This is a genomic window from Streptomyces sp. NPDC055506, assembly GCF_053643595.1.
Map to the genome: position 1 here is coordinate 17,340 of NZ_JBSHKH010000028.1, position 26,389 is coordinate 43,728.

Consider the following 26,389-nt stretch of genomic DNA (forward strand, 5'->3'; position numbering starts at 1 on the left):
GGCACCCGCGGCGACAGGCCTGGATGCCGGGCTGGAACAGGTCTAGAGCCCGTCGCGGACCATCGCGGCGACGATGTGGACATGCCGGTCGGCCGCCGTGCCCGACCACTCGTTGTCGTAGTTCAGGCCGTAGGGCCAGAAGTGCCCGCCGCCGGTGGAGATCTTGGCGCCGGAGCCGTCGTACTGCCTGACGAGCGCGGTGGCCTGCCCGCCGGTCCAGGTGCCGCTGCCGCCGAGACGGGACCAGCCCGAGCTGGTGCCCACGCCGATGGTGTGGGAGATCTCGTGCAGGGCCGTCCGCTCGTTCATGTAGCTGCGGTTGCTGCCGAAGCGGATCGTCCCGTTGATGTTGCCGTCGGCGGTGGGGACGCCCGGCTCGTAGCGGACGGTGAGGGTCTTGCCCAGGTCGCTGAGGTTGTTGTAGCGGGCCACGGCGGCGTTCATGGCCTTGGTGATGAGGTCGTAGGCCGAGCGCTGGTCCTCGGTGGGGTTGCTCGCGCGGACGAGGGACCAGGTGATGGTGGCCGCCGCGGCGCGGTCGCGTGCCGGGGCGGGGGCCGCGGCGGTCTGCGGGGTGGCGGCCTGGGCGACGCCGGGGCCGGCCAGCAGGGCGGCGGTCAGGGCGGCTATGAGTGCCTTGCGTGGACTCATGTGCGGATCCTCCTGTGGGGGTGGTCGTCACGAAACTTGCGAAACTTCGCACGACGTTCGGGATCTCGGACAAACGGCGCCATCGTCCGCACAAAGCCCTTGAACGACACGGCAGTTGGCGCGCTGTCGACCGCAAGTATCCCGGCGGGAAAGGAGGCGTCAAGAGTTCCGGCAGGGATCAGTGGAACCAGAAGAGCAGCGTGTCAGGGTTCGTCCCGAGCTTCCGCGCGCTCTCCCACTCCTCCGCCTCGAACCGCATGGCGTCGACGAACCGGCGGGCCGCGCCACGGAATTCGGGGTCGAGGCGGTCGAGTACGCGCGTGTAGGCGTCGGCGAGGTCGGCGGCGCGCCGGGCCGGCAGCGTGCCGATCGCGGGCACCGCGTCCCCGGGGTGTGGCAGCCGCAGCGGCGGGCCGCTGAACAGGAACGTGCCCGGGAGCAGGTCGGACGGCACGCCGTGCCGGGCCAGTTCATCGTCCATGACGTGGAACCACGAAGGCCGCCGCCACGCCCCGAGGTCGGTCGGATCGGAGAAGTGCGCGGCGACGGCCTGGTAGAAGGCGTAGCTGTACGAGGGGCAGAGGTCGGCGCTCGGGGTGCCCTCGATCAGCTCCTCCAAGGCCTGGGCGATGGAGACGTCGAGGCCGATGCCCTGCTCCCGGAAGCGGGCGTCGGTCCGCTCGCACTCCGTACGCACCCGGGCGAGTGTGCGCTCCTGCCGCTCGGTCCGCTCCACCGCGGTGAGCAGCCGCACCACCGTCCGCATGTCGCCGGTGCTCATCTCCAGGCAGTAGCCCACGCCTGCGTTTCCCTTCACCCGTTCGCCGGACACCGGTGTCCATGATCGGGGACGGGCGAACGGCCCCTGACCGAGAGGTCGGGAGCCGTTCATTCGGAGTTGTGTGCGATCAGCTGACGTCGGACGGGTCCAGGCGGTAGATCGCAGCCTGGTTCGACTGCGACGAGGACTCGGAGGTGGAGTTCGCGGTCTCGTTGTACTCGCTCTCCTTCACCGCCGTGCCGTGCTTCTGCACCCATGCCGTCACCTCGGAGCTGACGCCGCTGCCGCCGCCGGGGCCGCCGCCCATGCCGCCGCCGAGCTGGATGTAGTGCAGTTCGCCGTTCTTCACCAGCTCCTTGAGCCTGGCCAGGGTCATCGCCTTGTCGGAGCCGGACCAGCCCCACATGGAGATGACGGGCTCCCCGCTGCTCACGATCAGCTGGGCGGCGCCCTGCGAACTGGACACGGCCAGCAGCCACTCGGCGCCGTCCTGGTGCTTCTTCAGGTACGAGATGAGCTCACTGCTCGCGCCGCCCATGCCGCCGCCGGGGCCGCCACCCATGCCGTTCGGGGGTGTGCCTCCCGCACCGCCGCTGCCGCCCGGGGCCTGCCCGCTCTGGCCGTTCTGGCTGTCCTGGCCGCCGGACGGCACCCCGCCACCGGCCTGGGTGTTGCCGCCCGCCTGTGCGTTCCCGCCCTGCCGGCCACCGCCACCCGGCATCCCGTCACCGGAACCGCCCGGGAACCCCCGGCCGCCACCGCCACCGCCACCGCCCCCGGGACCGCCGAAGCCACTGCCCGTCGACGGCCCGGCGGTCGGGTTCGTACCGCCCATGCCCCCGCCGCCGCCCGACCCGGACGGCACAGACCAGGCGTACGCGGCCGGACCCGCCACGGCGGCGACGACCGACGCCACCACGGACACCGCCAGCAGCCGCACCCGTACACCGGACGCGGAGCGGAAGACGAGCAGTCCCACGATCGCCAGCGCCATGACGATGGCGATCCCCGGCCACAGCCAGGTGTTCCAGCCGGAGGCCCGCCGCAGGAGTACGACAGCCCAGACGGCCGTGATGCCCAGCCCCGCCGGAAGCACCCACGCCCACCGCTTGTCGGCGCGGAACGCGCGCAGCAGCATCACACCGCCGCCTCCGCACAGCGCCGCGATGCCGGGGGCGAGCGCGGTCGTGTAGTACGGGTGCATCGTGCCCTCGGCCAGGGCGAAGGTCAGGTAGTGCAGGGCGGTCCAGCCGCCCCACAGCAACAGCGCGGCGCGGGTGAGGTCGGTGCGCGGGGCGCGGCCGCACAGCACCAGTCCGCCGACACAGGCGATGGCCGCGAAGGGGATCAGCCAGGAGATCTGGCCGCCGAGGATGTCGTTGAAGAGCCGGCCGAGCCCCGCGGTACCGGAGAAGCCGCCGCCCCCGCCGCCCCCGCCGTTGCCCTCGCCGCCGAGGATCCGGCCCAGGCCGTTGTAGCCCATGATCAGGTCCCACGCCGTGCCGTCCGTCGAACCGCCGATGTAGGGGCGGTCGTCGGCCGGGACGAGCGAGACCGCCGCCGCCCACCAGAAGCTGGAGACGGCGAGGGCGACGCCCGCGACGAGGAGGTTGACGACGCGCTGCACGAGCTTCGGCTTCGCCGCGTACAGGTAGACCGCGAAGACAGCGGGCAGCGCGATGTACCCCTGGAGCATCTTCGTGTTGAAGGCGAGGCCGAAGCACACCGCGGAGCCGACCAGCGGCAGCAGCTTGCCGTTGTGGACGGCCCGCAGGGCGAGCGCCGCGCCGCCGGCCATCAGGAACACCAGCAGCGTGTCGGGGTTGTTGTCACGGTTGATGGCGACCGTGATCGGGGTCAGAGCCAGGACCAGGGCGGCCACCGTCGCCGCGCCGTGGCCCCACACCCGCTTCACCGAGGCGTGCACGATCCAGATCGTCGCCAGCGCGACCAGGACCATCGGCAGCATCATCTGCCAGGTGCCGTAACCGAACAGGCGGCACGACAGGCCCATGACCATCAGGGCGAACGGCGGTTTGTCGACGGTGAGGAAGTTGCCCGCGTCGAGCGAGCCGAAGAACCACGCCTTCCAGCTCTGCGTGCCGCTCAGCACGGCCGCGCTGTAGAAGCTGTTGAGGCCGGCGCCGGACAGGTTCCAGGAGTAGAGAACCGCGGCCAGGGCGAGGATCGCGAGCAGCGCGGGCAGCGACCAGCGCGGGGCGGCGGTGCGGATCTGGGGTTCGGTGGCAGATGTCACCCTTGCACGATGCACACCGCCGATGGGGGCGGACTGTGTCCTGTCTGGGAGCAGGCTGTGGATAGTCCGCCGGCCGGGGCGTTACGGGGACGTGCTCCAAGGGGCGAGCAGGTCTTGCAGCAGCTGGGCGAAGACGCTGTCCAGTGTGTCCTCCCAGGCCTGGTTGCCGGCGGCTTCGGGGCAGAGTGCGGCGGGGCGGCCGACCCAGAGGATTTTCCAGGGCCTGGTGTTCAGCGCGGCGTCGCCCCAGACCCCGCCGTGCGGAGAGAGCGGGTGGAGCAGATCGCTGATCCGTTCCGTCGCGATCTGCACCAGTGGGCCCTCGATCACGCTGTGCGCGGTCGTGAACGCATCTGGGGAAGAGCGGGCGATGGCGGCCGTGGTCGGATGGCGACGGATGGTGCGCGCCACTTCGGTCAGGTGGTGGGTGATTCCTGTGACGGTGCCGTCGCTGGGACAGGCGCGCCGAGCCTTGTCGAAGGCGTGCGCCAGTTCCGTCCTGAGCGCGAGCAGGTGCAGCGCGGTAGCCGACTTCCAGTTGGAGTAAAGGAAGTTGCGTGACGTGCCGCAGCTACGGGCGATGGCCGCCAGAGAAACATTCAGGCCGTCGGTGCGCATGAGTGTGCGCACTGTGGCGATCACGTGTCCCGTGCTGTGAGGGTCGTGCAGGTACGAGAATCCCGGGCTCATGCCACCCATCCTTCGTAAAGCGTGAGCAGGTGGGAGGCAGTTGCCATTGATGCGCTCGAATGAGCGACGGGTGAACGGGGGAGGGGAGAGTGCTCAGGGGTTTTAGGAGAGGTGCTGTTTGATGGCGGTGACGAACGACGACCAGCCATCAGAACCAAAGACCAACGCCGGACCCTTCGGGTTCTTGGAGTCCCGAACCGGGATCCCACACCCGTAGTCGTCCAATATCTCCAGGCAGCTGCCTCCCTGGTCGTTGCTGTAGGTGGACTTCCGCCAGCCATTCAATGTCGCCGCGTTCGAGATGGTCCGGTCAGTCATGGCGTTCGTAGTCCCTTGCTGTCGCCCTGAGTAGAGTCAGTGATTCCTTGAGTGGCAGTGCGTTGCCCAGCGCGAAATCGTAGCGATGCTGGAGATCTTGGACCACGGATGGGGCGTCATGGATCTTCCCCATGTGAAGACCCTCGCCGTAAGCCATGGGCGGTTGGTCCTCGAACCACATCAGGGTCAACATGTTGCTCAAGAGGGGGTGGACGCCCAACTCGAACGGCATCACGTGCACTTGGATTCTGCCGCTTTCACCGAGGCGTACGAGATGCATGATCTGCTCCGCCATGACGTTCGGCCCGCCGATCTGGCGACGTAGTACTGCCTCGTCCAGCAGCGCCCACACCACAGGCGTCACCGGATCGTCGAGGATCCTCGCGCGTCCAAGGCGTGTGACAAGGCGCCTGTCACACTCATCTTCACTCACCCGAGGGAACGCCGTACCCAGAACCGCACGCGCGTACCCTGCCGTCTGGAGGATGCCCGGAACGTACGACAGGGCGAACTCCCTGATCATCACCGCCTGTTGTTCGAGCAGTCTCGCCGCCTCGAAGTAGTCGGCGACCGCGGCGTCCTCGGCCGGTAGGAAACTGCTCAGCACATTCCCCGTGTTCAACGCCCTGTCCAGGCGCCGCGCGTCCTCCTTCGACGGAATGCGACGCCCCGCCTCGATGTGCGAGATGTGCGACCGGGTCATGACCGCCATGTCGGCTAGTTGCTGCTGCGTCAGCCCTGCCGCCTCGCGCTGCTGCTTGAGCCAGTCACCGTACGTGCTGGTCATGGCCACTCCCTTGCGACAAATGCCTGGTCACACCGCACCCTCTGGCGAGCCTAGCCCGGCACCTCTCACTCTGTGAGTGGATCGCTACACAAAGCGATACCCCCGCGACCGTGCGACCGATCCGGGGGCGTGGCCATCAACGACCCTACGGAGTTGAAGACATGAGTCACCGTATCGCCCGTCTCGTCGAGCCGCTGCTGCGGTTCCTGCTGCCCGGCCTGGGCCGCCATCGCCTTGAGGTGGGAAACCAACTTCCTACCCCCTCACCCCCGACAGGGCGCACAGACCGTCACGCCGGCTCCCGCCCGCTGCGTGGTGAGGACAACGCCTTGGTCCGCCCCTATCTGGTCGCCCATGAGCGCCGCGAGGAAGCCCGGCGGCGGCAGGCCCGACGACGCGCCCTGCGGATCGCCGTGCACGGCATCGACATCGCCCCGCGGGTCATCCACGGCGTCGAGGCGGCCGCGTGACCGGCGGCGGTCAGGCCGAACCCATGAGGCTGCTCCCCTGGTCAGGTCAGGGAGGCAAGTCCTGCTACCTCGTCGGCGACGGAACCGGATACCTCTCCCGCGTGGCCGACGACATCGAGTCCGTGCAACTGGATATGGCCGCCCGGCTCCTGGACCACGCCACCGACATGCTCGCCGACCACAAGGTCACCACCGCGCAGCTCCGTTTCCTGGTGGCCCGGATGACCGAGGCGCTGCGCGACGTGCACCGCATCGCGGAGAGCAGGGGCGCCAGACTTCCCGCCTCCCGATAACGACTCGTACAAGCCTTCACCAAGGCCTACAACCCTTTCCCCCGGTCCGCGAGTCAAGGGTGCATGACTTCTGGGATATCCCGCCGCGCGCGAGTGCTGGCGGCGGCCGTGGGTACGGGTGTGCTCGTGCCGCTCGTCGCCACCGCCACGCCCGCCGCCGCTGCCACACCGACCGTGACCTGCACCTCGGCCAAGGCCGGTCTCGCCGCCAAGCTGAAAAAGGACATCACCGCCGCGCTCGTCGGCCGCAAGGGCACCGTCGCCGTCGGCCTCTACGACCGCAGCACCAACACGACCTGCACGCTGCGCGCGAGTTCCGCCTACGACTCGGCCAGCGTCGTCAAGGTGACAGTTCTCGCCACCCTGCTCTGGGACGCGAAGAAGACGAACCGGTATCTCACCGACCGCGAGAACACCCTCGCCAAGGCCATGATCACCAAGTCGGACAACGCCGCGACCTCCACTCTGTGGAAGCAGCTCGGCATGACGAAGATCAAGGGCTTCCTCAGCGCCGCCGGCATGACCCAGACCAAGCCCGGCGCGAACGGCTACTGGGGCCTGACCCAGATCACCGTCACCGACGAGCAGAAGCTGCTGAAGCTTCTCACCGCCAAGAACGCGGTACTGAGCGACAACTCCCGTTCCTACATCCTGAAGTTGATGGGCCAGGTCGTCTCGTCCCAGCGCTGGGGTACGCCGTACGGGGTGCCCTCGGGCGTCACCGTGGCCGTCAAGAACGGCTGGCTGCAACGCTCCACGAACGGCTGGCGGGTGCACAGCGTCGGCGCGTTCAAGGGCGGCGGCCACGACTATGTGATGACCGTGCTCACCCACGGCAACAGCACCATGAACTACGGCATCGCCACCATCCAGGCCGTGGCCAAGGTCATCCACAAGGACCTGGCGGCGAGCTGACCTTTCACCACGATCCGACCCTTCACCCCGCGGCCTACCCGGCGTCACCGGCCCGTCCTACGGTGACGCCCATGCCTCTGAGAACCCGCCTCGCCCTTCTCACCGCATGCCTGACGGCGGCCACCTGCCTGGCCGCCGCCGGCCCCGCCCAGGCACACGCCTCACGCACCTCACATACGTCGCACGCCTGCTCGCCGTCCGTCTCCATCGACCGCTTCTCCGACGCGCTCGACAAGACGACGTACGAGGACACCTTCGTCGGCAACTTCTCCGCGCTCGCCGTCGACAGCGACGGTTCACTGGCCGCCCTGTCCGACCGCTCGTCGCTGTTCCGCCTGGACGCGAGGACACTGAAGCCCCGCTCCGTCCTCCCGCTCACCGACGAGACCGGAACCGCGCTCGACTCCGAGGGCCTGGTCGTCGACCGGGACGGCACCCGCCTGGTCACCTCGGAGACCGAGCCCTCCGTCCGCCGCTACTCCCGCACCGGCACGATCCTCGACCGCCTCCCGGTCCCGGACGACCTGCGAGTGACGCCCGCGGGCCGTGCGCAGCCCAACGGCACCTTCGAGGGCCTGACCCTGCTGCCCGGCGGTCGGACCCTGGTCGCGTCCATGGAGTACCCCCTCTCCGGCGACAGCGCCGACACCGTCCGCTTCCAGACCTGGGACCGTCACCGGGGTCACTTCCGGCTCGGGCGCCAGTACGCCTACCGCACGGACCCCGGCCTCGGCGTCTCCGAGATCCAGGCGACCCCCGACGGCCGCCTCCTGGTCCTGGAACGCGGCTTCACCTCCGGCGTCGGCAACACGGTCCGCCTCAACCTGGCCGACCCCCGCCACGCCATGAAGAAGACCCTGCTCACCGACCTGGCCACCTGCCCGCCCCTGGGCGCCACGGCCAAGCAACCCCAGCCGAACCCCCTCCTCGACAACATCGAGGCAATGACGATCACGGGCCGGACGAAGAACACCCTGAAGGTCCTCCTGGCCAGCGACGACAACGAAAACCCAGCTCAAACGACCCGTTTCTACTACTTGCGCGTACGGGCATCCGCTTAGGGGCGCGGGGAACTGCGCGACCAGCCCCCATCCACCCGCACCCGAAGAACAACCGATCCCCCACGGCGGGATGAAATCCGCCCCCAACCGCGTTGGTGTCTTCCGGCAGCTCAGGACGACTGGAAGGCACCGGTGTGACACCGAAACGGGGATGGGCACGACGACTGTGGGCCTACGCATGGCGCCACCCGAAGGACGTCGTACTCGCCCTCGGCTCCTCCCTGGCGGGCATGGCCGTCATGGCTCTCGTCCCCCTGATCACCAAGGTGATCATCGACGACGTCATCACCGACCACACCAGGGACATGACCACCTGGGCCGGCCTCCTCATCGCCGCCGCCCTGGTCGTCTACGTCCTCACCTACATCCGCCGCTACTACGGCGGCCGCCTCGCCCTGGACGTCCAGCACGACCTGCGCACGGGGATGTACGGCACGATCACCCGGCTCGACGGCCGCCGCCAGGACGAGCTGTCCACCGGCCAGGTCGTCGGCCGGGCCACCAGCGACCTCCAGCTGATCCAGGGCCTGCTCTTCATGCTCCCGATGACCATCGGGAACGTCCTGCTCTTCCTGATCTCCCTGGTGATCATGGCCTGGCTGTCCTGGCCGCTCACCCTCGTCGCCCTGGCCGTCGCCCCCGCGCTCGCGTACATCGCCAAGCGCAGCCGCACCCGGCTGCACCCCTCCACCTGGTACGCGCAGGCCCAGGCCGCCGCCGTGGCGGGCGTGGTCGACGGCGCCGTCAGCGGCGTACGCGTGGTGAAGGGCTTCGGGCAGGAGGAGCAGGAGACCGGGAAGCTGAGGGAGGTCGGCCGCAGGCTCTTCGCCGGGCGGCTGCGCACGGTCCGCCTGAACTCGGTCTACACCCCGGCCCTCCAGGCCGTCCCCGCCCTCGGCCAGGTCGCGATGCTGGCCCTCGGCGGCTGGCTGGCGGTACGCGGGCACATCACGCTCGGCACGTTCGTCGCCTTCTCGACGTACCTCGCCCAGCTGGTCGGCCCGGTCCGGATGCTCGCCATGGTCCTCACCGTCGGCCAGCAGGCCCGCGCCGGTACCGAACGGGTCCTGGAGCTGATCGACACCGAGCCCTCGCTCCAGGACGGCTCCAAGGACCTCCCCGCCGACGCGCCCGCGACGGTCGAGTTCGACGACGTCTCCTTCGGCTACGAAGCCGACCGCCCCGTCCTCGACGGGCTGTCCTTCGAGATCCGCCCCGGCGAGACCCTCGCCGTCGTAGGCTCCTCAGGCTCCGGCAAGTCCACTGTCTCCCTCCTTCTGCCGCGCTTCTACGACGTCACCCGCGGTGCCGTCCTCGTCGGCGGCCACGATGTCCGCGAGCTGACCCTGGAGTCGCTCAGGTCCGCGATCGGGCTGGTCCCGGAGGACTCGTTCCTCTTCTCCGACACCGTCCGCAACAACATCGCCTACGGACGCCCGGACGCCACCCAGGAGGAGATCGAGAAGGCCGCCCGAGCCGCCCAGGCGGACCGTTTCATCAGCGAACTCCCGGACGGCTACGACACCACCGTCGGCGAGCACGGCCTCACTCTCTCCGGCGGCCAGCGCCAGCGCGTCGCCCTCGCCCGCGCCATCCTCAGCGACCCGCGTCTGCTGGTCCTGGACGACGCCACCTCCGCCGTGGACGCCCGGGTCGAGCACGAGATCCACGAGGCCCTGAAGGGCGTCATGCGGGGCCGTACGACCCTGCTGATCGCGCACCGCCGCTCCACCCTGAACCTCGCCGACCGCATCGCCGTCCTGGACGGCGGCCGACTCGCCGACATCGGCACCCACGAGGAGCTCCAGCGGCGCTCCGCCCTCTACCGGCGGCTGCTCACCGACCCCGACGAGCTGGGCGCGGTCTCCCCGGGCCACACCCAGCCCGTCTGTCCCGAGGAGGACACCTCCGTCCGGGACGAGCTGGACGCGGAGTTCGACGCCGAGCGCGGCGTCACCCCACGGCTGTGGACCGGCGACCGCGAGCGCAAGGACCTGGCCCTCGCCGAGAGCCCCGCCACCCCCGAGCTCCTCGCCCAGGTCGAGGCGCTGCCCCCGGCCACCGACGTCCCCGACATCGACGAGTCGCGGGCCGTCCAGCCCGAGGAGTCCTACGGCCTGCGCCGGCTGCTGCGCGGCTTCGGGCTGCCGCTGCTGGTCAGCCTCGCCCTGGTCGCCACCGACGCCGGCATGGGCCTGCTGCTGCCCGTGCTGATCCGGCACGGCATCGACTCCGGCGTCACACAGGCCGCCCTCGGCGCCGTCTGGGCGGCCTCCCTGCTCGGGCTGCTCACGGTGGTCGTGCAGTGGGCGGCCCAGATCGGCGAGACCCGGATGACCGGCCGGACGGGGGAGCGGGTCCTGTACTCCCTCCGGCTGAAGATCTTCGCCCAGCTCCAGCGCCTCGGGCTCGACTACTACGAGCGGGAGCTGACCGGCCGGATCATGACCCGGATGACGACCGACGTCGACGCGCTGTCGACGTTCCTCCAGACGGGCCTGGTCACGGCCTTTGTCTCGGTCGTCACCTTCTTCGGCATCATGGTCGCCCTGCTGGTGATCGACGTACAGCTCGCGCTGGTCGTCTTCGCGACGCTGTTGCCGCTGATCATCGCCACGTTCTTCTTCCGCCGGGCGAGCGTGAAGGCGTACGAACTGGCCCGTGAGCGGGTGTCGGTGGTCAACGCCGACCTGCAGGAGTCGGTGTCCGGGCTGCGGATCGTGCAGGCGTTCCGGCGCGAGCGGGACGGCGGGCTGCGGTTCGCCGGGCGCAGCGACAGCTACCGCAAGGCGCGCATCCGGGGCCAGTGGCTGATCTCGGTGTACTTCCCCTTCGTGCAGTTCCTGTCGTCGGTGGCGGCGGCGGCCGTGCTGATCGTGGGCGGCGCCCGGGTCGACGACGGCACGCTGGCGATCGGCTCGCTGGTGGCGTACCTGCTCTACATCGACCTGTTCTTCGCGCCCGTGCAGCAGCTCTCCCAGGTCTTCGACGGCTACCAGCAGGCGACCGTCTCGCTGGGCCGCATCCAGGAGCTGCTCCGGGAGCCGACGTCGACGAAGTCCGCCGACGAACCCCTGGAGGTCCTCTCCCTGCGCGGCGAGATCGCCTTCGAGGGCGTGCACTTCGCCTACGGCGACGACGAGGAGGCGCTCGGCGGGGTCGACCTGCGTATCCCCGCCGGGCAGACCGTCGCCTTCGTCGGCGAGACCGGCGCCGGGAAGTCCACCCTCGTCAAGCTCGTGGCCCGCTTCTACGACCCCACCGGCGGCCGGGTCACCGTCGACGGCACCGATCTGCGCTCCCTGGACCTCACCTCGTACCGGCACCGTCTGGGAGTCGTCCCGCAGGAGGCGTACCTCTTCCAGGGGACCGTCCGCGACGCCATCGCCTACGGCCGCCCGGACGCGACCGACGCCGAGGTCGAGGCGGCGGCCCGCGCGGTCGGCGCGCACGACATGATCGCCACGCTGGACGGCGGCTACCTCCACGAGGTCGCCGAGCGCGGCCGCAACCTGTCCGCCGGACAGCGCCAGCTGATCGCCCTGGCCCGGGCCGAGCTGGTCGACCCGGACGTCCTGCTGCTCGACGAGGCGACGGCCGCGCTGGACCTGGCCACGGAGGCCCAGGTCAACCAGGCCACCGACCGTCTGGCAGGCCGCCGCACCACCCTCGTCGTCGCCCACCGCCTCACCACCGCCGCCCGCGCCGACCGGGTCGTCGTCATGGACGACGGCGGGGTCGCCGAGGACGGCACCCACGACGAGCTTCTCGCGCGCGGCGGCCGCTACGCCGAGCTGTGGCGGACGTTCATCGGCAGCGCCGAGCCGGAGGAGCCGGTCGGGGTGTCCCGCTGACGGGGTCGGCGCGGTGTGTCCGTGACGGTCGTGCAACCGTCCGACATACGTCATGCGTCCGTACAGCCGTACGCCGATGGTCGCGCACGACGCGGTACGGGAGGACAACAGTGGACAGTGGAGCGATACGCCGGCGGTTCGCGCTCGGCCTGGCCGTGCTGACCGCCTCCGGCTTGCTCGCCGTGGCGGCACCGGGCGAGGCACAGGCCGCCACCAGCGCGTCCTGCCCCGGCCGCAAGGTCCGCACCCTGCCGTTCGCCACCGGCACCGTCTACGTCTACAAACGCGGCGGCTACGTCTGCGCCGTGACCGTGACCAAGAAGCCCGGCGTGAGGCGCGCGATGAAGGTGAGCGTGCAGGCGCGCGGCAACCGGCCGGTCGTCGACGAGGGCAAGTACGCCTACCTCGCCGGCCCGGTCACCGTGCACGCCGGGCGCCGCTGCGTCTGGCTCAAGGGCAGGGTCGGCCCCAAGTCCGTCAGCACCGGCTGGATCCTCTGCTGAATCCCCGCCCGCGCACAGGGTTTTCCCTATGTCCCCTGGTGCTCCGGTGAGTTGGTCCGCTAGCTTCCGGCGCACATCTGTCTCACAGGGGAGTGCGCATGCGCAAGGCGCTCAGATGGCTGCTGGCGCTCACGGTGCTCATAGGCACACTGGGCACGGCGGGAGCGGCCACCGCCGCCGACGCCGCCGGCACCACCGACATCAAGGAGAGGCTGCTCTCCGTACCGGGCATGAGCCTGGTGGAGGAGAAGCCGTACACCGGCTACCGCTTCTTCGTACTGAACTACACCCAGCCGGTCGACCACCGGAAGCCGTCCAAGGGCACGTTCCAGCAGCGCATCACCGTGCTGCACAAGGACGTCTCGCGCCCGACGGTGTTCTTCACCAGCGGCTACAACGTCTCCACCACGCCCCGCCGCAGCGAGCCGACCCAGATCGTGGACGGCAACCAGGTCTCCCTGGAGTACCGCTTCTTCACCCCGTCCCGCCCCGACCCGGCCGACTGGTCCAAGCTGGACATCTGGCAGGCGGCCAGCGACCAGCACCGCGTCTTCAAGGCCCTGAAGAGCGTCTACGGCAAGAACTGGCTCTCCACGGGCGGTTCGAAGGGCGGCATGACCGCCACCTACTACGAGCGCTTCTACCCGCGCGACATGGACGGCGTCGTCGCCTACGTCGCCCCCAACGACGTGGTGAACAAGGAGGACTCGGCCTACGACCGCTTCTTCGCCCGCGTCGGCACCAAGGAGTGCCGCGACCGGCTGAACGCCGTGCAGCGCGAGGCGCTGGTCCGCCGCGAGCCGCTGGAGAAGAAGTACGCGGCCTACGCGAAGGAGAACGGCCTCACCTTCGAGACCATCGGCAGCCTCGACAAGGCCTACGAGGCCACCGTCCTCGACTACGTGTGGGGCTTCTGGCAGTACAGCCTGCTGAAGGACTGCGACCAGATCCCGGCCGACGCCAGGAACGCCAGCGACGACGACATCTGGACCTCCGTCGACACCATCGCCGGCTTCTCCGCCTACGCCGACCAGGGCCTGTCGGCCTACACGCCGTACTACTACCAGGCCGGCACGCAGCTGGGCGCGCCGACGATCGGCTTCCCGCACATCGAGAAGCAGTACATCCGCTACGGCTACCAGCCGCCGCGCAACTTCGTCCCGCGGGACATCCCCATGAAGTTCCAGCCGGGGGCGATGCGGGACGTCGACACCTGGGTCCGGCACAACGCCCGGCAGATGCTGTTCGTGAACGGACAGAACGACCCGTGGAGCGCGGAGCCGTTCCGCCTCGGCAAGGGCGCCAAGGACTCCTACGTCTTCACCGCCCCCGGCATGAACCACGGGGCCAACGTCGCGGGCCTCGTGCCCGAGCAGAAGGCCCTGGCCACGGCCCGCATTCTCGAGTGGGCAGGTGTCGCCTCCGGCGCGGTGCAGGCCGACCCGCAGGCGGCGAAGCCGCTGGCGAAGTTCGATGCCAAGCTCGACAAGCGGGACACGCAGCGTGAGATGACGCTGCGCCCGTAGCGCATGGCGCTGTCGCGCCCGGCTGCTCACAGCGGCCGGGCGCACCCCACCGGCCGGTCGCCGCCGAGCCGCACGTACAGGGCGGTCGAGCCGGGGCAGTCTTCCCGCCCGGCGACCGCCCGGGTCACCCGGTACTCCGGCTGCCGCTCGCCCGTCCCGTCGCACGCGGTCTCGCGGACCTGCCCGTCGCCGGAGCTGTAGACGCAGTCGCCGACGATGGTGCGCGGCCCGCCCCCGCCGCCCGGGTCGCCGGGGTGCGGCGGCTGGAGGTTGCGCATACAGGCGTAGCCCCGTGGCACCGCCCCGTCGCCGTCCTCGTCGGACGCGGGCCGCTGCTCGCTGATGTGCAGCACGAAGTCCGTGGTCCGCGGGCAGCGCGGCCCGTCACGCACCGCGCCGTCGTGCCGCGCCACGACCCGCGCCGCCGCCCGCTCACCGGCGCACGGCACCTCGGTGAAGCTCGTCGTACCGAACGAACTGCACTCGTCGACCGCGAGGAACACCGCCCCGTACCCCGACGGCCGGGTCGCCGACGGCGAGACCGCGACGCTCGTCCCCGTGGCCGGCTCGCCCAGCCGGCCGTCCTCCGCCACCCCCGCCGACGGACTCTGACACCCGACCAGCAGCGCGACCAGCAGAAGCAGCCCGCACATCCCCCCCACCGAACCCGCCTTGCGCATTGCCGTCCCCCTGAGTGCTCGGGCCCTGGGGGCCCTGACCCAGCGTGACCCGCGATCGCGGGCGCACGCCAGGCACATGGGGCGGTTTGCGCACGTTGGGGGTGGTGCGCCCGGTCCGTGGCGTACGGCTAGTACGACAGACCGTGGCCGATCGGGTACAGCACCTGTTCTGGATCATCCGCCCGCTGTACGGCGACCGGCAGCTTCCCGCGTGGCTTCACCCGGCCCGCGATCACCCGTGCGGCGGCCCGCAGTTCGACGTCCGTCCAGGAGTAGGCGGCCAGGCAGGCCGGGACGGACGGCAGCTGGGCCACGTCGTAGGGATTGCGGACGGCGACCGCCACGACCGGCCTCCCGGTCGCCAGGAGCTGCTCGACCAGGGTCTTCTGGCTGCTGCCCGCCGTGACGTTGTACGTGGCGGCCACCACCGCGTCCGCGTCCCGCGCCGCCGCGACCGCCTTCGCGATGGTGGCCGCGGAGGGGGCGGTACCGGTTGACAGCGCGGTGGCGGTGAAGCCCAGTTCCGACAGCGCGCCCGCGAGCACACCCGTGGGCGGCCCGGTCGTCCCGGACGGCGAGGCCGGATCGGCTCCCACCACGAGCACCTTGGGATGGCGGCGCCGGGACAGCGGCAGCAGCCGGCCCTCGTTGACGAGCAGGGTGGTCGTCCGCTCGGCGATCCGGTCGGCGGCTTTGAGGTGAGTGCGGATGCCGACGGTCCGGTCGACGCCGCCCTGCCCGACGTAGGGCGACCGGAAAAGCCCCAGCTTGGACTTCAGCCGCAGCACTCGCAGGATCGATTCATCGAGCCGGGCCTCCGTCAACTCGCCCTCACGCACAGCCGTCAGGACCGCGTTCCAGGCGAGGTCCAGATTTGGCGGGTTGAGCAGCTGGTCCACGCCCGCCTTCAGCGCGAGCACCGGCACCCGGGCGTCGCCGTACTTGGTCCGTACGCCCTCCATGCCGAGGGAGTCGGTGACCACGACCCCGTCGTAGCCGAGCTGTTCGCGCAGGATGCCGGTGAGGATGGGGCGGGAGAGGGTGGCCGGGTCGCCGGAGTCGTCGAGGGCCGGGACCATCAGATGGGCCGTCATGATCGAGTCGATGCCCGCGGCGATCGCCGCCCGGAACGGCGGTGCGTCCAGCTTCTCCCACAGCTCCCGGCTGTGCGTGATCGTCGGGAAGCCGGTGTGGCTGTCGACGTTGGTGTCCCCGTGCCCCGGGAAGTGCTTGGCGGTCGCGGCGACCCCGGAGCCCTGGTACCCGGCGACCTCGGCGGCCACCAGCCCGGCCACGGCCCGCGGGTCGGCACCGAAGGACCGTACGCCGATGACCGGGTTGGCCGGGTTGACGTTCACGTCGGCCACGGGGGAGTAGTCCTGCCGGATGCCCATCGCCCGCAGCTCGGCGCCCGCGATCCGGCCGAGCGCCCGGGCGTCGGACCGGGATCCGCCCGCCCCTACGGCCATGGCCCCGGGGAAGAGTGTCGCGGGCTTCCCCACCCGGGCCACGATCCCGTGCTCCTGGTCGGTGGAGATGAGCACGGGCAGTCCCCGGGGCAGTCCCAGGGAGGCCCGCTGGATGCCGTCGGAGAGGTCGGCGATCTGGTGCGGCTCGCGGGTGTTGTGCGCCCAGGCGAAGTAGATGATGCCGCCGACCCGGTACTTCGCGACGAGCTCGGCGGCCGTACGGACCCCGATCTCCTTGAGGTTGGCGTCGATGTCGGCCTGGTCGGGGGCGGTGGCGGAGTGGCCGTAGACCCGCATCACGAAGAGCTGGCCGACCTTCTCCTCCAGCGTCATCCGCGAGACGAGTGCGCGCAGTCGTGTGTCGTCCGGCGCGCCGGCGGCGTACGAGGGCCCGGCGGCCGCGAGGGCGGCGGTGACGCCGGCCGTGGCGGCGAGAACGGTGCGTCTGGAGGGCTGTGCGGTGCTTCCCGTGCTTCCCGTGCCGGTGTCGTGCACGTGCGCTCCTTCCGGAGGTGATCCTCTCGGATCCGCTGAAGGAAACTTCCAAGAGGTCACCAATAACCGGGAAGTTTCTGCCAGTCAAGGGAACGCGCGGTAACGGCACAGGGGCCGCCACCGGCGCGGTTGGAGGGGGACGCGCCGATGGCGGCGGGGCCGCCGGCCGCGGTACGGCGGAGAGGGAGGTCAGCGATCGCAGCCAGCAGCGAGGGCCGACACCGCACCGTGGTGACTCTCCGGCGGCCTGCGATTGGACGACGGGAGTCCGGGCCGGGTTCCCGGCGCGGGCCGTATTCCCGGAAGTCGGTACTCGCGGTGAACCGGTGGTCCAACGGGACGTGTGAGCCGGCACTTTCGGCCACTCGCCGCTACGGCAGCTGCCCCGCCCGGTTCCGCGGGGCGGGGCAGCGAGCCCGGTTCAGCAGCGGATCACCGGGTGTGCTCGACGAACCTCGCCGCCGTCTCGGCCAGCACCTCGCGGCCGTCCCGGGCCCACAAGCCGTCGTTGAACAGCTCCACTTCGATGGCGCCGGTGTACCCGGCCGCCTCCACGTACCCCTGCCACTCCCGCGTGTCGATCGCGCCGTCGCCGATCTGGCCCCGGCCGGTCAGCACGCCCTCCGGAAGAGGGGTCGTCCAGTCGGCGAGCTGGAAGGTGTGGATACGGCCGGACGCGCCCGCGCGTGCGATCTGCGCCGGAGCCGTGTCGTCCCACCAGATGTGGTACGTGTCGACAGTGACCCCGACCTGCCGGGCCGGGAACCGTTCGGCCAGGTCCAGGGCCTGGGCCAGCGTCGACACCACGCAGCGGTCGGAGGCGTACATCGGGTGGAGCGGCTCGATGGCGAGGCGGACACCGTGCTCCTCGGCGTACGGCCCCAGTTCCGCCAGCGCGTCCGCGATCCGCTCCCGCGCCCCGTGCAGATCCTTCGAGCCGGCTGGGAGCCCGCCCGAGACCAGGACCAGCGTGTCCGTGCTCAGCGCCGCCGCCTCGTCGATCGCGCGGCGGTTGTCGGCCAGGGCCTCGGCCCGCTCCCGCGGGTCGATCGCCGTGAAGAAGCCGCCCCGGCACAGCGTCGTCACCGTCAGGCCCGCGTCACGGACCAGCTTGGCCGTGGCCTCCAGGCCGTACGACTGGACCGGCTCACGCCACAGGCCGACGTTGACGACGCCCAGCTCACGGCAGGCCTCGACCAGTTCCGGCATCGACAGCTGCTTCACCGTCATCTGGTTGATGGAGAAACGCGCGAGCTCGGTCACTGGTTCACCCCGTACAGGGACAGCAGGTTCTTCATCCGCTCCTGCGCCAGCTTCGGGTCGGGGAACAGACCGAGGCCGTCGGCGAGTTCGTACGCCTTCGCGAAATGCGGGAGCGAGCGGGCCGACTGCAGGCCGCCGACCATCGTGAAGTGGGACTGGTGGCCGGCCAGCCAGGCCAGGAACACCACGCCCGTCTTGTAGAAGCGGGTCGGCGTCTGGAAGAGGTGGCGGGAGAGCTCGACCGTCGGGTCGAGGAGCGCGCGGAAGCCCGCGACGTCCCCGGTGTCCAGCACCCTGACCGCCTCGGCGGCCAGCGGGCCCAGCGGGTCGAAGATGCCGAGCAGGGCGTGGCTGAAGCCCCGCTCGTCGCCCGCGATCAGCTCGGGGTAGTTGAAGTCGTCGCCGGTGTAGCAGCGGACCCCGTCGGGGAGCCGGCGGCGCAGGTCCACCTCGCGCCGGGCGTCCAGCAGCGAGACCTTGATGCCGTCGACCTTGTCGGGATGGGCCGAGATCACCTCCAGGAAGGTGTCCGTCGCCGCGTCCAGGTCGGACGACCCCCAGTAGCCCTCCAGCGCCGGGTCGAACATCGGGCCGAGCCAGTGCAGGACGACCGGTTCGGCGGACTGGCGGAGCAGCCGGCCGTAGACCTCCAGGTAGTCCTCGGGGCCGGAGGCGGCCGCGGCGAGCGCCCGGGACGCCATCAGGATGGCCTGGGCGCCGGATTCCTCGACGACCGCGAGCTGCTCCTCGTAGGCCGCGCGGACCTCGGCGAGGGACGCCGGGCCGGTGAGCTGGTCGGTGCCCACGCCGCAGGCGATACGACCGCCGACCGACTTGGCCTCGGCGGCCGACCGGCGGATCAGCTCCGCCGCGCCCGCCCAGTCCAGGCCCATGCCGCGCTGCGCGGTGTCCATGGCCTCGGCGACACCCAGCCCGTGCGACCACAGATGGCGGCGGAAGGCGAGGGTGGCGTCCCAGTCGACGGCGGCGGGCGAGTCGGGGGACACGTCCGCGAACGGGTCGGCGACGACATGCGCCGCCGAGAAGACCGTGCGGGAGGTGAGCGGGGAACCGGTGGTGAGGGCGAGCGGCTCCTGGCGGGGCTCGTACGCCCTCAGGGACCCGCTCGCGTCCGGGAGCTGGATGGTCACAGGGAGATCTCCGGTACGTCGATACGACGGCCCTCGGCCGAGGAGGCGAGACCCAGCTCGGCGAGCTGGACACCGCGGGCACCGGCCAGCAGGTCCCAGTGGTAGGGCGCGTCGGCGTAGACGTGCTTGAGGAACAGCTCCCACTGGGCCTTGAAGCCGTTGTCGAACTCGGCGTTGTCCGGGACCTCCTGCCACTGGTCGCGGAAGACCTCGGTGGCGGGGATGTCCGGGTTCCAGACCGGCTTGGGGGTGGCCGAGCGGTGCTGGACGCGGCAGTTGCGCAAGCCCGCCACCGCCGAGCCCTCCGTGCCGTCCACCTGGAACTCCACCAGCTCGTCGCGGTTGACGCGGACGGCCCAGGAGGAGTTGATCTGGGCGATCGCGCCGCCCTCCAGCTCGAAGACGCCGTAGGCGGCGTCGTCGGCGGTGGCGTCGTACGGCTTGCCGTTCTCGTCCCAGCGCTGCGGGATGTGGGTGGCGGTGAGGGCCTGGACGGACTTCACACGGCCGAACAGCTCGTGGAGCACGTACTCCCAGTGCGGGAACATGTCGACGACGATGCCGCCGCCGTCCTCGGCACGGTAGTTCCAGGACGGGCGCTGGGCGTCCTGCCAGTCGCCCTCGAAGACCCAGTAGCCGAACTCGCCGCGCACGGACAGGATCCGGCCGAAGAAGCCGCCGTCGATGAGGCGCTTCAGCTTCAGCAGGCCGGGGAGGAACAGCTTGTCCTGGACGACGCCGTGCTTGATGCCGGCCTCGTCCGCCAGCCGGGCCAGGTTCAGGGCGCCCGCGAGACCGGTGGCGGTGGGCTTCTCGGTGTAGATGTGCTTGCCGGCCGCGATGGCCTTCTTCAGGGCTTCCTCGCGGGCGGAGGTGACCTGGGAGTCGAAGTAGATGTCCACGGTCTCGTCGGCGAGGACCGCGTCCAGGTCGGTCGAGACGTGCTCCAGCCCGTGCCGCTCGGCCAGTGCCCTGAGCGCGTGCTCACGGCGGCCGACCAGGATCGGCTCGGGCCACAGCACGGTGCCGTCGCCGAGGTCGAGGCCGCCCTGCTCGCGCAGGGCGAGGATGGAGCGGACCAGGTGCTGGCGGTAGCCCATGCGCCCGGTCACGCCGTTCATGGCGATACGCACCGTCTTGCGTGTCACGTCGTTCCCTTCGTACGCGGTCGTCGCGCCGCGTACGCCCACTGGTGAGCGTTGCAGCAAGCGCTTTCTACATACGAAGAAGCTAGCCTCTGAACGGTGGTCCGGACAAGACCGTGACCAGGACGAGTTGTTCGAGGGGGCGAACAACAGGGGGTGGGGGGCTTAAAGTCTGCTCGGAAACCTTGGCCACGGATTTCGTGAGGCCAGGGCTGCCGACCTGCTCGGAACCGTTGTCATGGCTCCGGGTGTGTACGAGGGCGACGACGAGATGCGCGACCGGAGGACGACGAGATGACGGTGACCCTGGCGGACGTGGCGGCCCGCGCGCAGGTCTCGCCCGCGACGGTGTCGCGCGTGCTGAACGGGAACTACCCCGTTGCCGCCTCCACCCGCGAGCGGGTGCTGAAGGCCGTGGACGAGCTGGACTATGTGCTCAACGGGCCCGCCAGCTCCCTGGCCGCCGCCACCTCCGACCTGGTCGGGATCCTGGTGAACGACATCGCCGACCCCTTCTTCGGGATCATGGCGAGCGCGATCCAGGCCGAGATCGGCGGCCCGGGCGGCCGTGCGGGCGGAGAGAGACTCGCGGTGGTCTGCAACACGGGCGGCTCCCCGGAGCGGGAGCTGACGTACCTCACGCTGTTGCAGCGGCAGCGTGCGGCGGCCGTGGTGCTGACCGGCGGGGCGATCGAGGACGCGGCGCACAAGGCGGCGATGGACGCGAAGGTGCGCAAGCTCACGGAGGCCGGGACACGGGTCGTACTGTGCGGGCGGCCGCCGGCACCGGAGACCGGGGCGATCGCGCTGACCTTCGACAACCGCGGGGGCGGGCAGAAACTGACCGAGCACCTGATCGGACTCGGGCACCGGCGGCTCGGCTACATCGCGGGCCCGGAGGAGCGGACCACGACCCGGCACCGGCTGGAGGGCCACCGGGCCGCGCTGGCCGCGCACGGCATCGAGGAGGACCCCCGGTGGACGGTGCACGGGCGCTACGACCGCAGGTCCGGCTACGAGGCGACGCTGGAGCTGCTGCGGCGTGACCCGTCGCTGACGGCGGTCGTCGCCGCGAACGACTCCGTCGCGCTGGGGGCGTGCGCGGCGCTGCGCGACTCCGGGCTGCGGATCCCGGAGGACGTGTCGGTGGCCGGGTTCGACGATCTGCCGTTCAGCATCGACGCGGTGCCTTCGCTGACGACGGTGCGGTTGCCGCTGGGCGAGGCCGGGGCGCGGGCCGGGCGGATCGCGATGCAGCGGGAGGAGGCGCCGCCCGGGGGGATCGCCTCGGTGCGGGGGGAGTTGATGGTGCGGGGGTCCTCCGGGGTGCCCCGGGTTTCCTAGCCCTGGGTCGTAGCCGCCCGGGCCTGCTGGGGGCTGCCGCCCCAGGCCCCCGCTTCGGCCTGAACGGCCTCGTCCTCAATCGCCGGACGGGCTGGGGTGTGGCTGATCGGCGTCGATCGTGTGCGCGCCGGACGGGCTGAGATGGGACCGGTCGGCGTAACCGGCGTCGATGACGGTCCTGGACGCGTCCCTGCGGTCGGGTGAAGGCGCCGACGAAGCACGGGTGCACTCCCAGATGGACGAAGCGGCCGCCGGGGACCCAGTACGCGGGCGATCTCACGGAGCACGGCGGCGTAGTCGGGCACGTCCGTGCCGGCCAGGACGCATACCGCGGCGGGCACCGAGCCGTTGGCCAAGGGCAGGCGCTGGGCGGCGTGGCCCAGCTGGGAGAGGCCGACACCGACGGGGCTCCAGCCGAGGGCGGCCACGGTCGGCGCGTGGGCGCCCGTGCCGCAGCACACGTCGAGGCAGGTGCTTCCGTCGCCGCGGCCCAGCAGGTCACCGAGGGTGGCATGGACGCGGCGGATGTAGTCCCGCCGTCCACCCGGGACATGAACTCGTTGTACCAATCGGCGTGTTCGTCGTACACGGCCGTCGTCTTCGAGGTCACCATGACCCGGACGCAAATGCCCCCGCGCGTGTCCGGCGGAGGAGTTCGCCGCGAGCGTGACGTACACGGATGCCCGGCGGCGATGAGTTTCGCGTCGTACGCCGGTCTGCAGTGCCGTCATCAAAAGCCCTCCTCTCCCGAGAGAAAGCGGAGTGAGTCCCATGCGCATCGTGATCACCGAGTTCATCAGCCTGGACGGCGTCGTACAGGCGCCGGGCGGGCCGCAGGAGGACACCGACGGGGGCTTCGCGCACGGCGGCTGGTCGCACCCGTACTTCGACGAGGAGGTGCTGGGCGGCGCCTTCGACGCGGGGCTGGGCAGAGCCGAGGCGCTGCTGTTCGGGCGGCGGACGTGGCAGACGATGGCGGGGGCCTGGCCCGAGCGGGCCGGGGACCCCTTCGCCGACCGAATGAACTCCCTGAAGAAGTACGTCGTCTCCAGCACGCTCGCCGAGGCCGACCTCACCTGGAACAACACCTCCCTCATCCCCGGCGACCAGGCCGTGGCCAGGATCCGGGAGCTGCGCGAGTCCGAGGGCGGCGACCTCGCGATGATGGGCAGCCCGACGCTCGTGCGGACGCTGCTGTCCGAAGGCCTGGTCGACGAGCTCCAGCTCATCGTCATGCCGGTGATCCTCGGCGGCGGCAAGACGATCTTCCCCGCCGACGGGTCGAAGCACCCCATGGAGCTGGTCTCCACGACCACCGCCAAGACCGGCGCCCAGGTGTGCGTGTACCGGCCGGCGGCCCCGACGGAAGGCTAGGTCGTGCCCGCAAAGTCCCGCCTGCCCCCGCGATCCCTAAGGCCTGCCGTTCAAACCCCGCCGCAGACGCCGGCAAGGTGCCGCCGATTCGAAACCGCCTAGCGGCGGGTGAGGCGGGTGAAGGTGGCCCCGTTGGGGAAGGCGGTGCGCTCGGCGACGTCGAAGACCGTGGGGTCGAAGGCACCGTCGAATACCGAGATTCCGGTACCGGCGACGACCGGATACGTCTTGATCAGCAACTCGTCCAGCTCGGGCAGCAGGGTGCCCGCGAGCCGGCCGCCCCCGCAGAGCCAGATGTCCAGGCCGGTGCCCGTCTCGCCCTTGAGCTCGCGGACGAGGGCGAGCGGGTCGCCCGGCACGACGGTGACGGCCGGGTCGGTGTCCGGCTTGAGGGTGCTGGACACCACGTACTGGCGCAGGTGCGCGTACGGGCTGGTGATCCCGTTGTCGAGGGCGGGACGGTAGGCGCCGAGGCCCATGACGACGGTGTCGAAACGCCGGTTGGGCGCGTCGGCGACACCGACGGCCGCGCGGTAAGCGGTCGGGACGGTCTCCGGGTACAGCGAGTTCATCCAGGTCGAGTAGGCGGCGGCCTGCTGCTCGTCGCCCTGCGGAAAGAAGTCGAACTCGCCGCCGGGGCCGGCGATGCGGCCGTCGAGCGAGACGCCGATGTAGTACACGAGCTTTCGCATAGCGATCCCCCACACGTAGTACTCTACTTGAAGTGGTTTGAACGTAGTACTACACATGGAGTGGTGTCAATGGTGAGGCGGAACGACCAGCGGCGTGCGGCCCTCGTCGACGCGGCGATCGAGGTGCTGGCCCGGGAAGGCGCACGCGGCATGACGTTCCGCGCGGTGGATGCCGAGGCGGCCGTTCCTACCGGTACGGCGTCCAACTACTTCGCCAGCCGCGACGACCTGTTCACTCAGGCCGGCGCCCGGGTCTACGAGCGACTCCAGCCCGACGAGGCCACGATCGCCCGCCAGCGGGCGGCCGGCCGCGACCGGGAAACCTATGCGGAGCTGATGCGCGAACTCGTCGGCCGCGTCGCCTCCTTCCGCACCGGCTACCTCGCGCTGCTGGAACTCCGCCTCGAAGCCACCCGCCGCCCCGAACTGCGCAGGGTCCTCACCGAACGCGTCCGGGCCGACGTCGACGCCAACGTCGCCTATCACGAGGCCTCCGGCCTCCCCGGCGACGCCACGGCGGTCAAGCTGCTCATGCTGACGCTGAACTGGCTGATCGTTGAGCAGCTCACCCTGCCGGACGTCTTCACGGAGGCGGAGCGGGAGCGACTGGTGACGGCCGCCGTGGAGCGCATCGTGGTGACGGAATAGCTGGCCCGGCCCCAGAATGCCGTCCGCCGTTCCGAATGCTGTCCGCCGATCCGAAAGAAACGGCCTGGCCCGGATGTCCTGGACGATCTAAGCTCGACCCATCGGATCTCTGACTGAGTCAACTATCGATACGAGGGCCGGACCCATGACCGTCCAGGACATCCGCTCCTTCAACCGCTTCTACACGAACGTGATCGGCGCGCTCGACTACGGCCGCCACATGTACGCCCCCTACACCCTCACCGAGTCCCGCGTGCTCTACGAGCTCGCCCACGCACCGCGCACGGACGCCGCCGACCTGCGGACCCAGCTGCATCTGGACGCCGGGTACCTGACCCGCATCCTGAACAAGTTCGAGCAGGACGGACTGGTCGAGCGCGGCCCGTCCGAGACGGATCCGCGCCGCCGCCGCATCACCCTCACCGCGCCCGGCCGGGAGGCCGCCGCGCTGCTCGACGAGCGGGCCCGGGAGACGGTCGGGGCGATGCTGGACACGGTGCGGGCCGAGGACCGGCCCCGGCTGGCGGAGGCCCTGCGGACTGTCCGGGAGCTTCTCGGCGACGGCCGGGCGCCACGCCCCGAGGACGTCGTCCTGCGCGAGCCCGCCCCCGGCGACCTCGGCTGGATCGTGGAGCGCAATGCCGCGCTGTACGCCGCCGAGTACGGCTTCAACCTCGAGTACGAGGGTCTCGTCGCCCGTATCGTCGCCGATTACGGCGAGGACCACGACCCGCGTCTGGACCGCACCTGGATCGCCGAGCTGGACGGCCGTCGGGTGGGGTGCGTGATGTGCGTACGGGACGACGCGCCCGGCGCCGCCCGGCTCCGGCTGTTGCTCGTCGAGCCCGACGCGCGCGGCCTGGGCATCGGCGACCGGCTGGTGGGTGCCCTCGTCGACTTCGCCCGCGAGGCCGGCTACCGCGAGGTGGTCCTGTGGACCAACGACATCCTCGGCGCGGCCCGCCGCATCTACCAGCGCCACGGCTTCGAGCTGGTCGCGGAGAAGCCGCACCACTCCTTCGGCCAGGACCTGAACGGCCAGGACTGGCGATTGGATCTTTCCGCAACGCCCGAGTGATGAAGGGGAGTCGCGGGCGGTGGTGCCGGGTAGGGTCCGTCCACATGAAGCTGGCGTTCTCCACCCTCGGTGTCCCCGGCATGCCCCTGCCCGACGTCCTGCGGCTCGCGACCGCGCACGGCTACCACGGCGTGGAGCTGCGCACCCACCCGGAGGAACCGGTCCACACCGGCCTCGACCCGTCTCAGCGGGCCGAGGTGGCGGCCGCGTTCAAGGGGTCGGGCGTAGAGATCCTGGGCCTGGCGGGCTACGCGCGCGTCGCCGCGCCGGGCGACGACGAACCCGTCCTGGCCGAGATCCGCTCCCTCCTCGACCTGGCCCGCGACCTCGGCGCCCCCTACGTCCGCGTCTTCCCCGGCGGCGACCTGGACGTCCAGACCTCCGAGGAGGCCGACGCGACGGCCGCCCGGCGCCTGGGCACGGCCGCCGAGTACGCGAACGACCTGGGCGTACGCATCCTCCTGGAAACCCACGACTCGCACCGCACCGCCGCCGACGCGATGCGCGTCCTCGGCCTCGTCGGCCACCGTCAGGTCGGCGCCCTCTGGGACGTCATGCACACCTGGCTGGGCGGCGAACAGCCCTCGGAGACCTACGCGGCGCTCTCCCCCCACCTCGGCTACGTCCAGGTCAAGGACATCGCCTCCGCCGAGGACACCACGCCGCTACCCCTCGGCGCGGGCGTCCTGCCCCTGGCGGAGTGCGTCGAGGTCCTCTCCCGCCACAACTGGGACGGCTGGCTGTGCTGGGAGTACGAGAAGCGCTGGTACGAGACGGCCCAGCCGCTGCCGGACCTGCTGGGCGCCGGGCGTGAGCATCTGAACAGGCTGCTGAACGACTCCGCGTGACGACCGAGCCCGCTTCGGCGGGCGGCGGGCCGTCCGCCCCCGCCAGCTCACACGAGTCAACCTACGGTCATGTCGCAATGCACGTGCATACGCGGA

24 protein-coding genes are annotated in these 26,389 nt (G+C 70.8%); 12 read left to right on the forward strand and 12 right to left on the reverse strand.

Annotated features, from left to right (window positions below):
- Positions 1–42 precede the first annotated feature (42 nt).
- From ACWIF2_RS13655 to ACWIF2_RS13680, 6 genes are all read right to left on the reverse strand, one after another.
- Entirely contained in the window at positions 43–651 is a 609-nt protein-coding gene (locus tag ACWIF2_RS13655) for a hypothetical protein (RefSeq protein WP_454360401.1), read from the reverse strand.
- Positions 652–829: 178 nt separating this feature from the next.
- Positions 830–1,483, reverse strand: coding sequence for a DUF7691 family protein (locus tag ACWIF2_RS13660; RefSeq protein WP_454360402.1), 654 nt, complete (start codon positions 1,481–1,483; stop codon positions 830–832).
- A 76-nt stretch (positions 1,484–1,559) separates the two neighbouring features.
- Positions 1,560–3,689, reverse strand: a complete 2,130-nt coding sequence (locus tag ACWIF2_RS13665; RefSeq protein ID WP_454360404.1) for an ArnT family glycosyltransferase — start codon at positions 3,687–3,689, stop codon at positions 1,560–1,562.
- 81 nt (positions 3,690–3,770) lie between these two features.
- Positions 3,771–4,379 (reverse strand): hypothetical protein, encoded by a 609-nt coding sequence (locus tag ACWIF2_RS13670; RefSeq protein ID WP_454360406.1) that lies wholly within the window; start codon positions 4,377–4,379, stop codon positions 3,771–3,773.
- Between the two features lie 102 nt (positions 4,380–4,481).
- Positions 4,482–4,697, reverse strand: coding sequence for a DUF397 domain-containing protein (locus tag ACWIF2_RS13675; protein ID WP_454360408.1), 216 nt, complete (start codon positions 4,695–4,697; stop codon positions 4,482–4,484).
- On the reverse strand, positions 4,690–5,484 hold the full coding sequence (locus tag ACWIF2_RS13680) for a helix-turn-helix domain-containing protein (protein WP_454360410.1): 795 nt from the start codon (positions 5,482–5,484) through the stop codon (positions 4,690–4,692). The genes ACWIF2_RS13675 and ACWIF2_RS13680 overlap by 8 nt, the downstream gene beginning before the upstream one ends.
- A 161-nt stretch (positions 5,485–5,645) precedes the next feature.
- Between ACWIF2_RS13680 and ACWIF2_RS13685 the strand changes: the two genes are divergently transcribed.
- From ACWIF2_RS13685 to ACWIF2_RS13715, 7 genes are all read left to right on the forward strand, one after another.
- Positions 5,646–5,954, forward strand: a complete 309-nt coding sequence (locus ACWIF2_RS13685; RefSeq protein ID WP_454360412.1) for a hypothetical protein — start codon at positions 5,646–5,648, stop codon at positions 5,952–5,954.
- Between the two features lie 23 nt (positions 5,955–5,977).
- The gene (locus ACWIF2_RS13690) at positions 5,978–6,247 is read left to right on the forward strand and encodes a hypothetical protein (protein WP_454360414.1); all 270 of its coding nucleotides are present in this window, start codon (positions 5,978–5,980) and stop codon (positions 6,245–6,247) included.
- Positions 6,248–6,310: 63 nt separating this feature from the next.
- Positions 6,311–7,162, forward strand: a complete 852-nt coding sequence (locus tag ACWIF2_RS13695) for a serine hydrolase (RefSeq protein ID WP_454360415.1) — start codon at positions 6,311–6,313, stop codon at positions 7,160–7,162.
- Between the two features lie 71 nt (positions 7,163–7,233).
- Positions 7,234–8,223, forward strand: coding sequence for an esterase-like activity of phytase family protein (locus ACWIF2_RS13700; RefSeq protein ID WP_454360417.1), 990 nt, complete (start codon positions 7,234–7,236; stop codon positions 8,221–8,223).
- A 134-nt stretch (positions 8,224–8,357) separates the two neighbouring features.
- The gene (locus ACWIF2_RS13705; protein ID WP_454360419.1) at positions 8,358–12,077 is read left to right on the forward strand and encodes an ABC transporter ATP-binding protein; all 3,720 of its coding nucleotides are present in this window, start codon (positions 8,358–8,360) and stop codon (positions 12,075–12,077) included.
- Positions 12,078–12,187: 110 nt separating this feature from the next.
- The gene (locus tag ACWIF2_RS13710) at positions 12,188–12,580 is read left to right on the forward strand and encodes a hypothetical protein (RefSeq protein WP_454360421.1); all 393 of its coding nucleotides are present in this window, start codon (positions 12,188–12,190) and stop codon (positions 12,578–12,580) included.
- Between the two features lie 98 nt (positions 12,581–12,678).
- The gene (locus tag ACWIF2_RS13715) at positions 12,679–14,106 is read left to right on the forward strand and encodes a S28 family serine protease (protein WP_454360422.1); all 1,428 of its coding nucleotides are present in this window, start codon (positions 12,679–12,681) and stop codon (positions 14,104–14,106) included.
- Between the two features lie 26 nt (positions 14,107–14,132).
- Here ACWIF2_RS13715 and ACWIF2_RS13720 read toward each other — a convergent pair whose 3' ends face one another.
- From ACWIF2_RS13720 to ACWIF2_RS13740, 5 genes are all read right to left on the reverse strand, one after another.
- Complete coding sequence (locus tag ACWIF2_RS13720) at positions 14,133–14,759, reverse strand: hypothetical protein (protein ID WP_454360424.1); 627 nt, start codon at positions 14,757–14,759, stop codon at positions 14,133–14,135.
- A 155-nt stretch (positions 14,760–14,914) separates the two neighbouring features.
- On the reverse strand, positions 14,915–16,750 hold the full coding sequence (locus ACWIF2_RS13725) for a glycoside hydrolase family 3 protein (protein WP_454360426.1): 1,836 nt from the start codon (positions 16,748–16,750) through the stop codon (positions 14,915–14,917).
- Positions 16,751–17,182: 432 nt separating this feature from the next.
- On the reverse strand, positions 17,183–18,013 hold the full coding sequence (locus ACWIF2_RS13730) for a sugar phosphate isomerase/epimerase family protein (RefSeq protein ID WP_454360428.1): 831 nt from the start codon (positions 18,011–18,013) through the stop codon (positions 17,183–17,185).
- A complete protein-coding gene (locus tag ACWIF2_RS13735) occupies positions 18,010–19,164 on the reverse strand; it encodes a dihydrodipicolinate synthase family protein (RefSeq protein ID WP_454360429.1) in 1,155 nt (384 codons plus the stop codon). The genes ACWIF2_RS13730 and ACWIF2_RS13735 overlap by 4 nt, the downstream gene beginning before the upstream one ends.
- A complete protein-coding gene (locus tag ACWIF2_RS13740; protein ID WP_454360430.1) occupies positions 19,161–20,312 on the reverse strand; it encodes a Gfo/Idh/MocA family protein in 1,152 nt (383 codons plus the stop codon). Before ACWIF2_RS13740 ends, ACWIF2_RS13735 begins: the two co-directional genes overlap by 4 nt.
- Positions 20,313–20,603: 291 nt before the next feature.
- On the opposite strand from ACWIF2_RS13740, the gene ACWIF2_RS13745 reads away from it, so the two are divergent.
- Both ACWIF2_RS13745 and ACWIF2_RS13750 read left to right on the forward strand, forming a co-directional pair.
- Positions 20,604–21,653: a LacI family DNA-binding transcriptional regulator gene (locus tag ACWIF2_RS13745; RefSeq protein WP_454360431.1), complete on the forward strand. Its 1,050-nt coding sequence runs from the start codon at positions 20,604–20,606 to the stop codon at positions 21,651–21,653.
- A 771-nt stretch (positions 21,654–22,424) separates the two neighbouring features.
- On the forward strand, positions 22,425–23,027 hold the full coding sequence (locus ACWIF2_RS13750) for a dihydrofolate reductase family protein (protein ID WP_454360432.1): 603 nt from the start codon (positions 22,425–22,427) through the stop codon (positions 23,025–23,027).
- Between the two features lie 98 nt (positions 23,028–23,125).
- Here ACWIF2_RS13750 and ACWIF2_RS13755 read toward each other — a convergent pair whose 3' ends face one another.
- A complete protein-coding gene (locus ACWIF2_RS13755) occupies positions 23,126–23,719 on the reverse strand; it encodes a dihydrofolate reductase family protein (RefSeq protein ID WP_454360433.1) in 594 nt (197 codons plus the stop codon).
- Positions 23,720–23,788: 69 nt separating this feature from the next.
- On the opposite strand from ACWIF2_RS13755, the gene ACWIF2_RS13760 reads away from it, so the two are divergent.
- The 3 genes from ACWIF2_RS13760 to ACWIF2_RS13770 all read left to right on the forward strand — a co-directional run bounded on the left by ACWIF2_RS13760 (position 23,789) and on the right by ACWIF2_RS13770 (position 26,293).
- Complete coding sequence (locus ACWIF2_RS13760) at positions 23,789–24,367, forward strand: TetR/AcrR family transcriptional regulator (RefSeq protein ID WP_454360434.1); 579 nt, start codon at positions 23,789–23,791, stop codon at positions 24,365–24,367.
- Between the two features lie 145 nt (positions 24,368–24,512).
- On the forward strand, positions 24,513–25,445 hold the full coding sequence (locus ACWIF2_RS13765) for a bifunctional helix-turn-helix transcriptional regulator/GNAT family N-acetyltransferase (protein ID WP_454360435.1): 933 nt from the start codon (positions 24,513–24,515) through the stop codon (positions 25,443–25,445).
- Positions 25,446–25,489: 44 nt separating this feature from the next.
- Positions 25,490–26,293 (forward strand): sugar phosphate isomerase/epimerase family protein, encoded by an 804-nt coding sequence (locus tag ACWIF2_RS13770; protein ID WP_454360436.1) that lies wholly within the window; start codon positions 25,490–25,492, stop codon positions 26,291–26,293.
- Positions 26,294–26,389 lie beyond the last annotated feature (96 nt).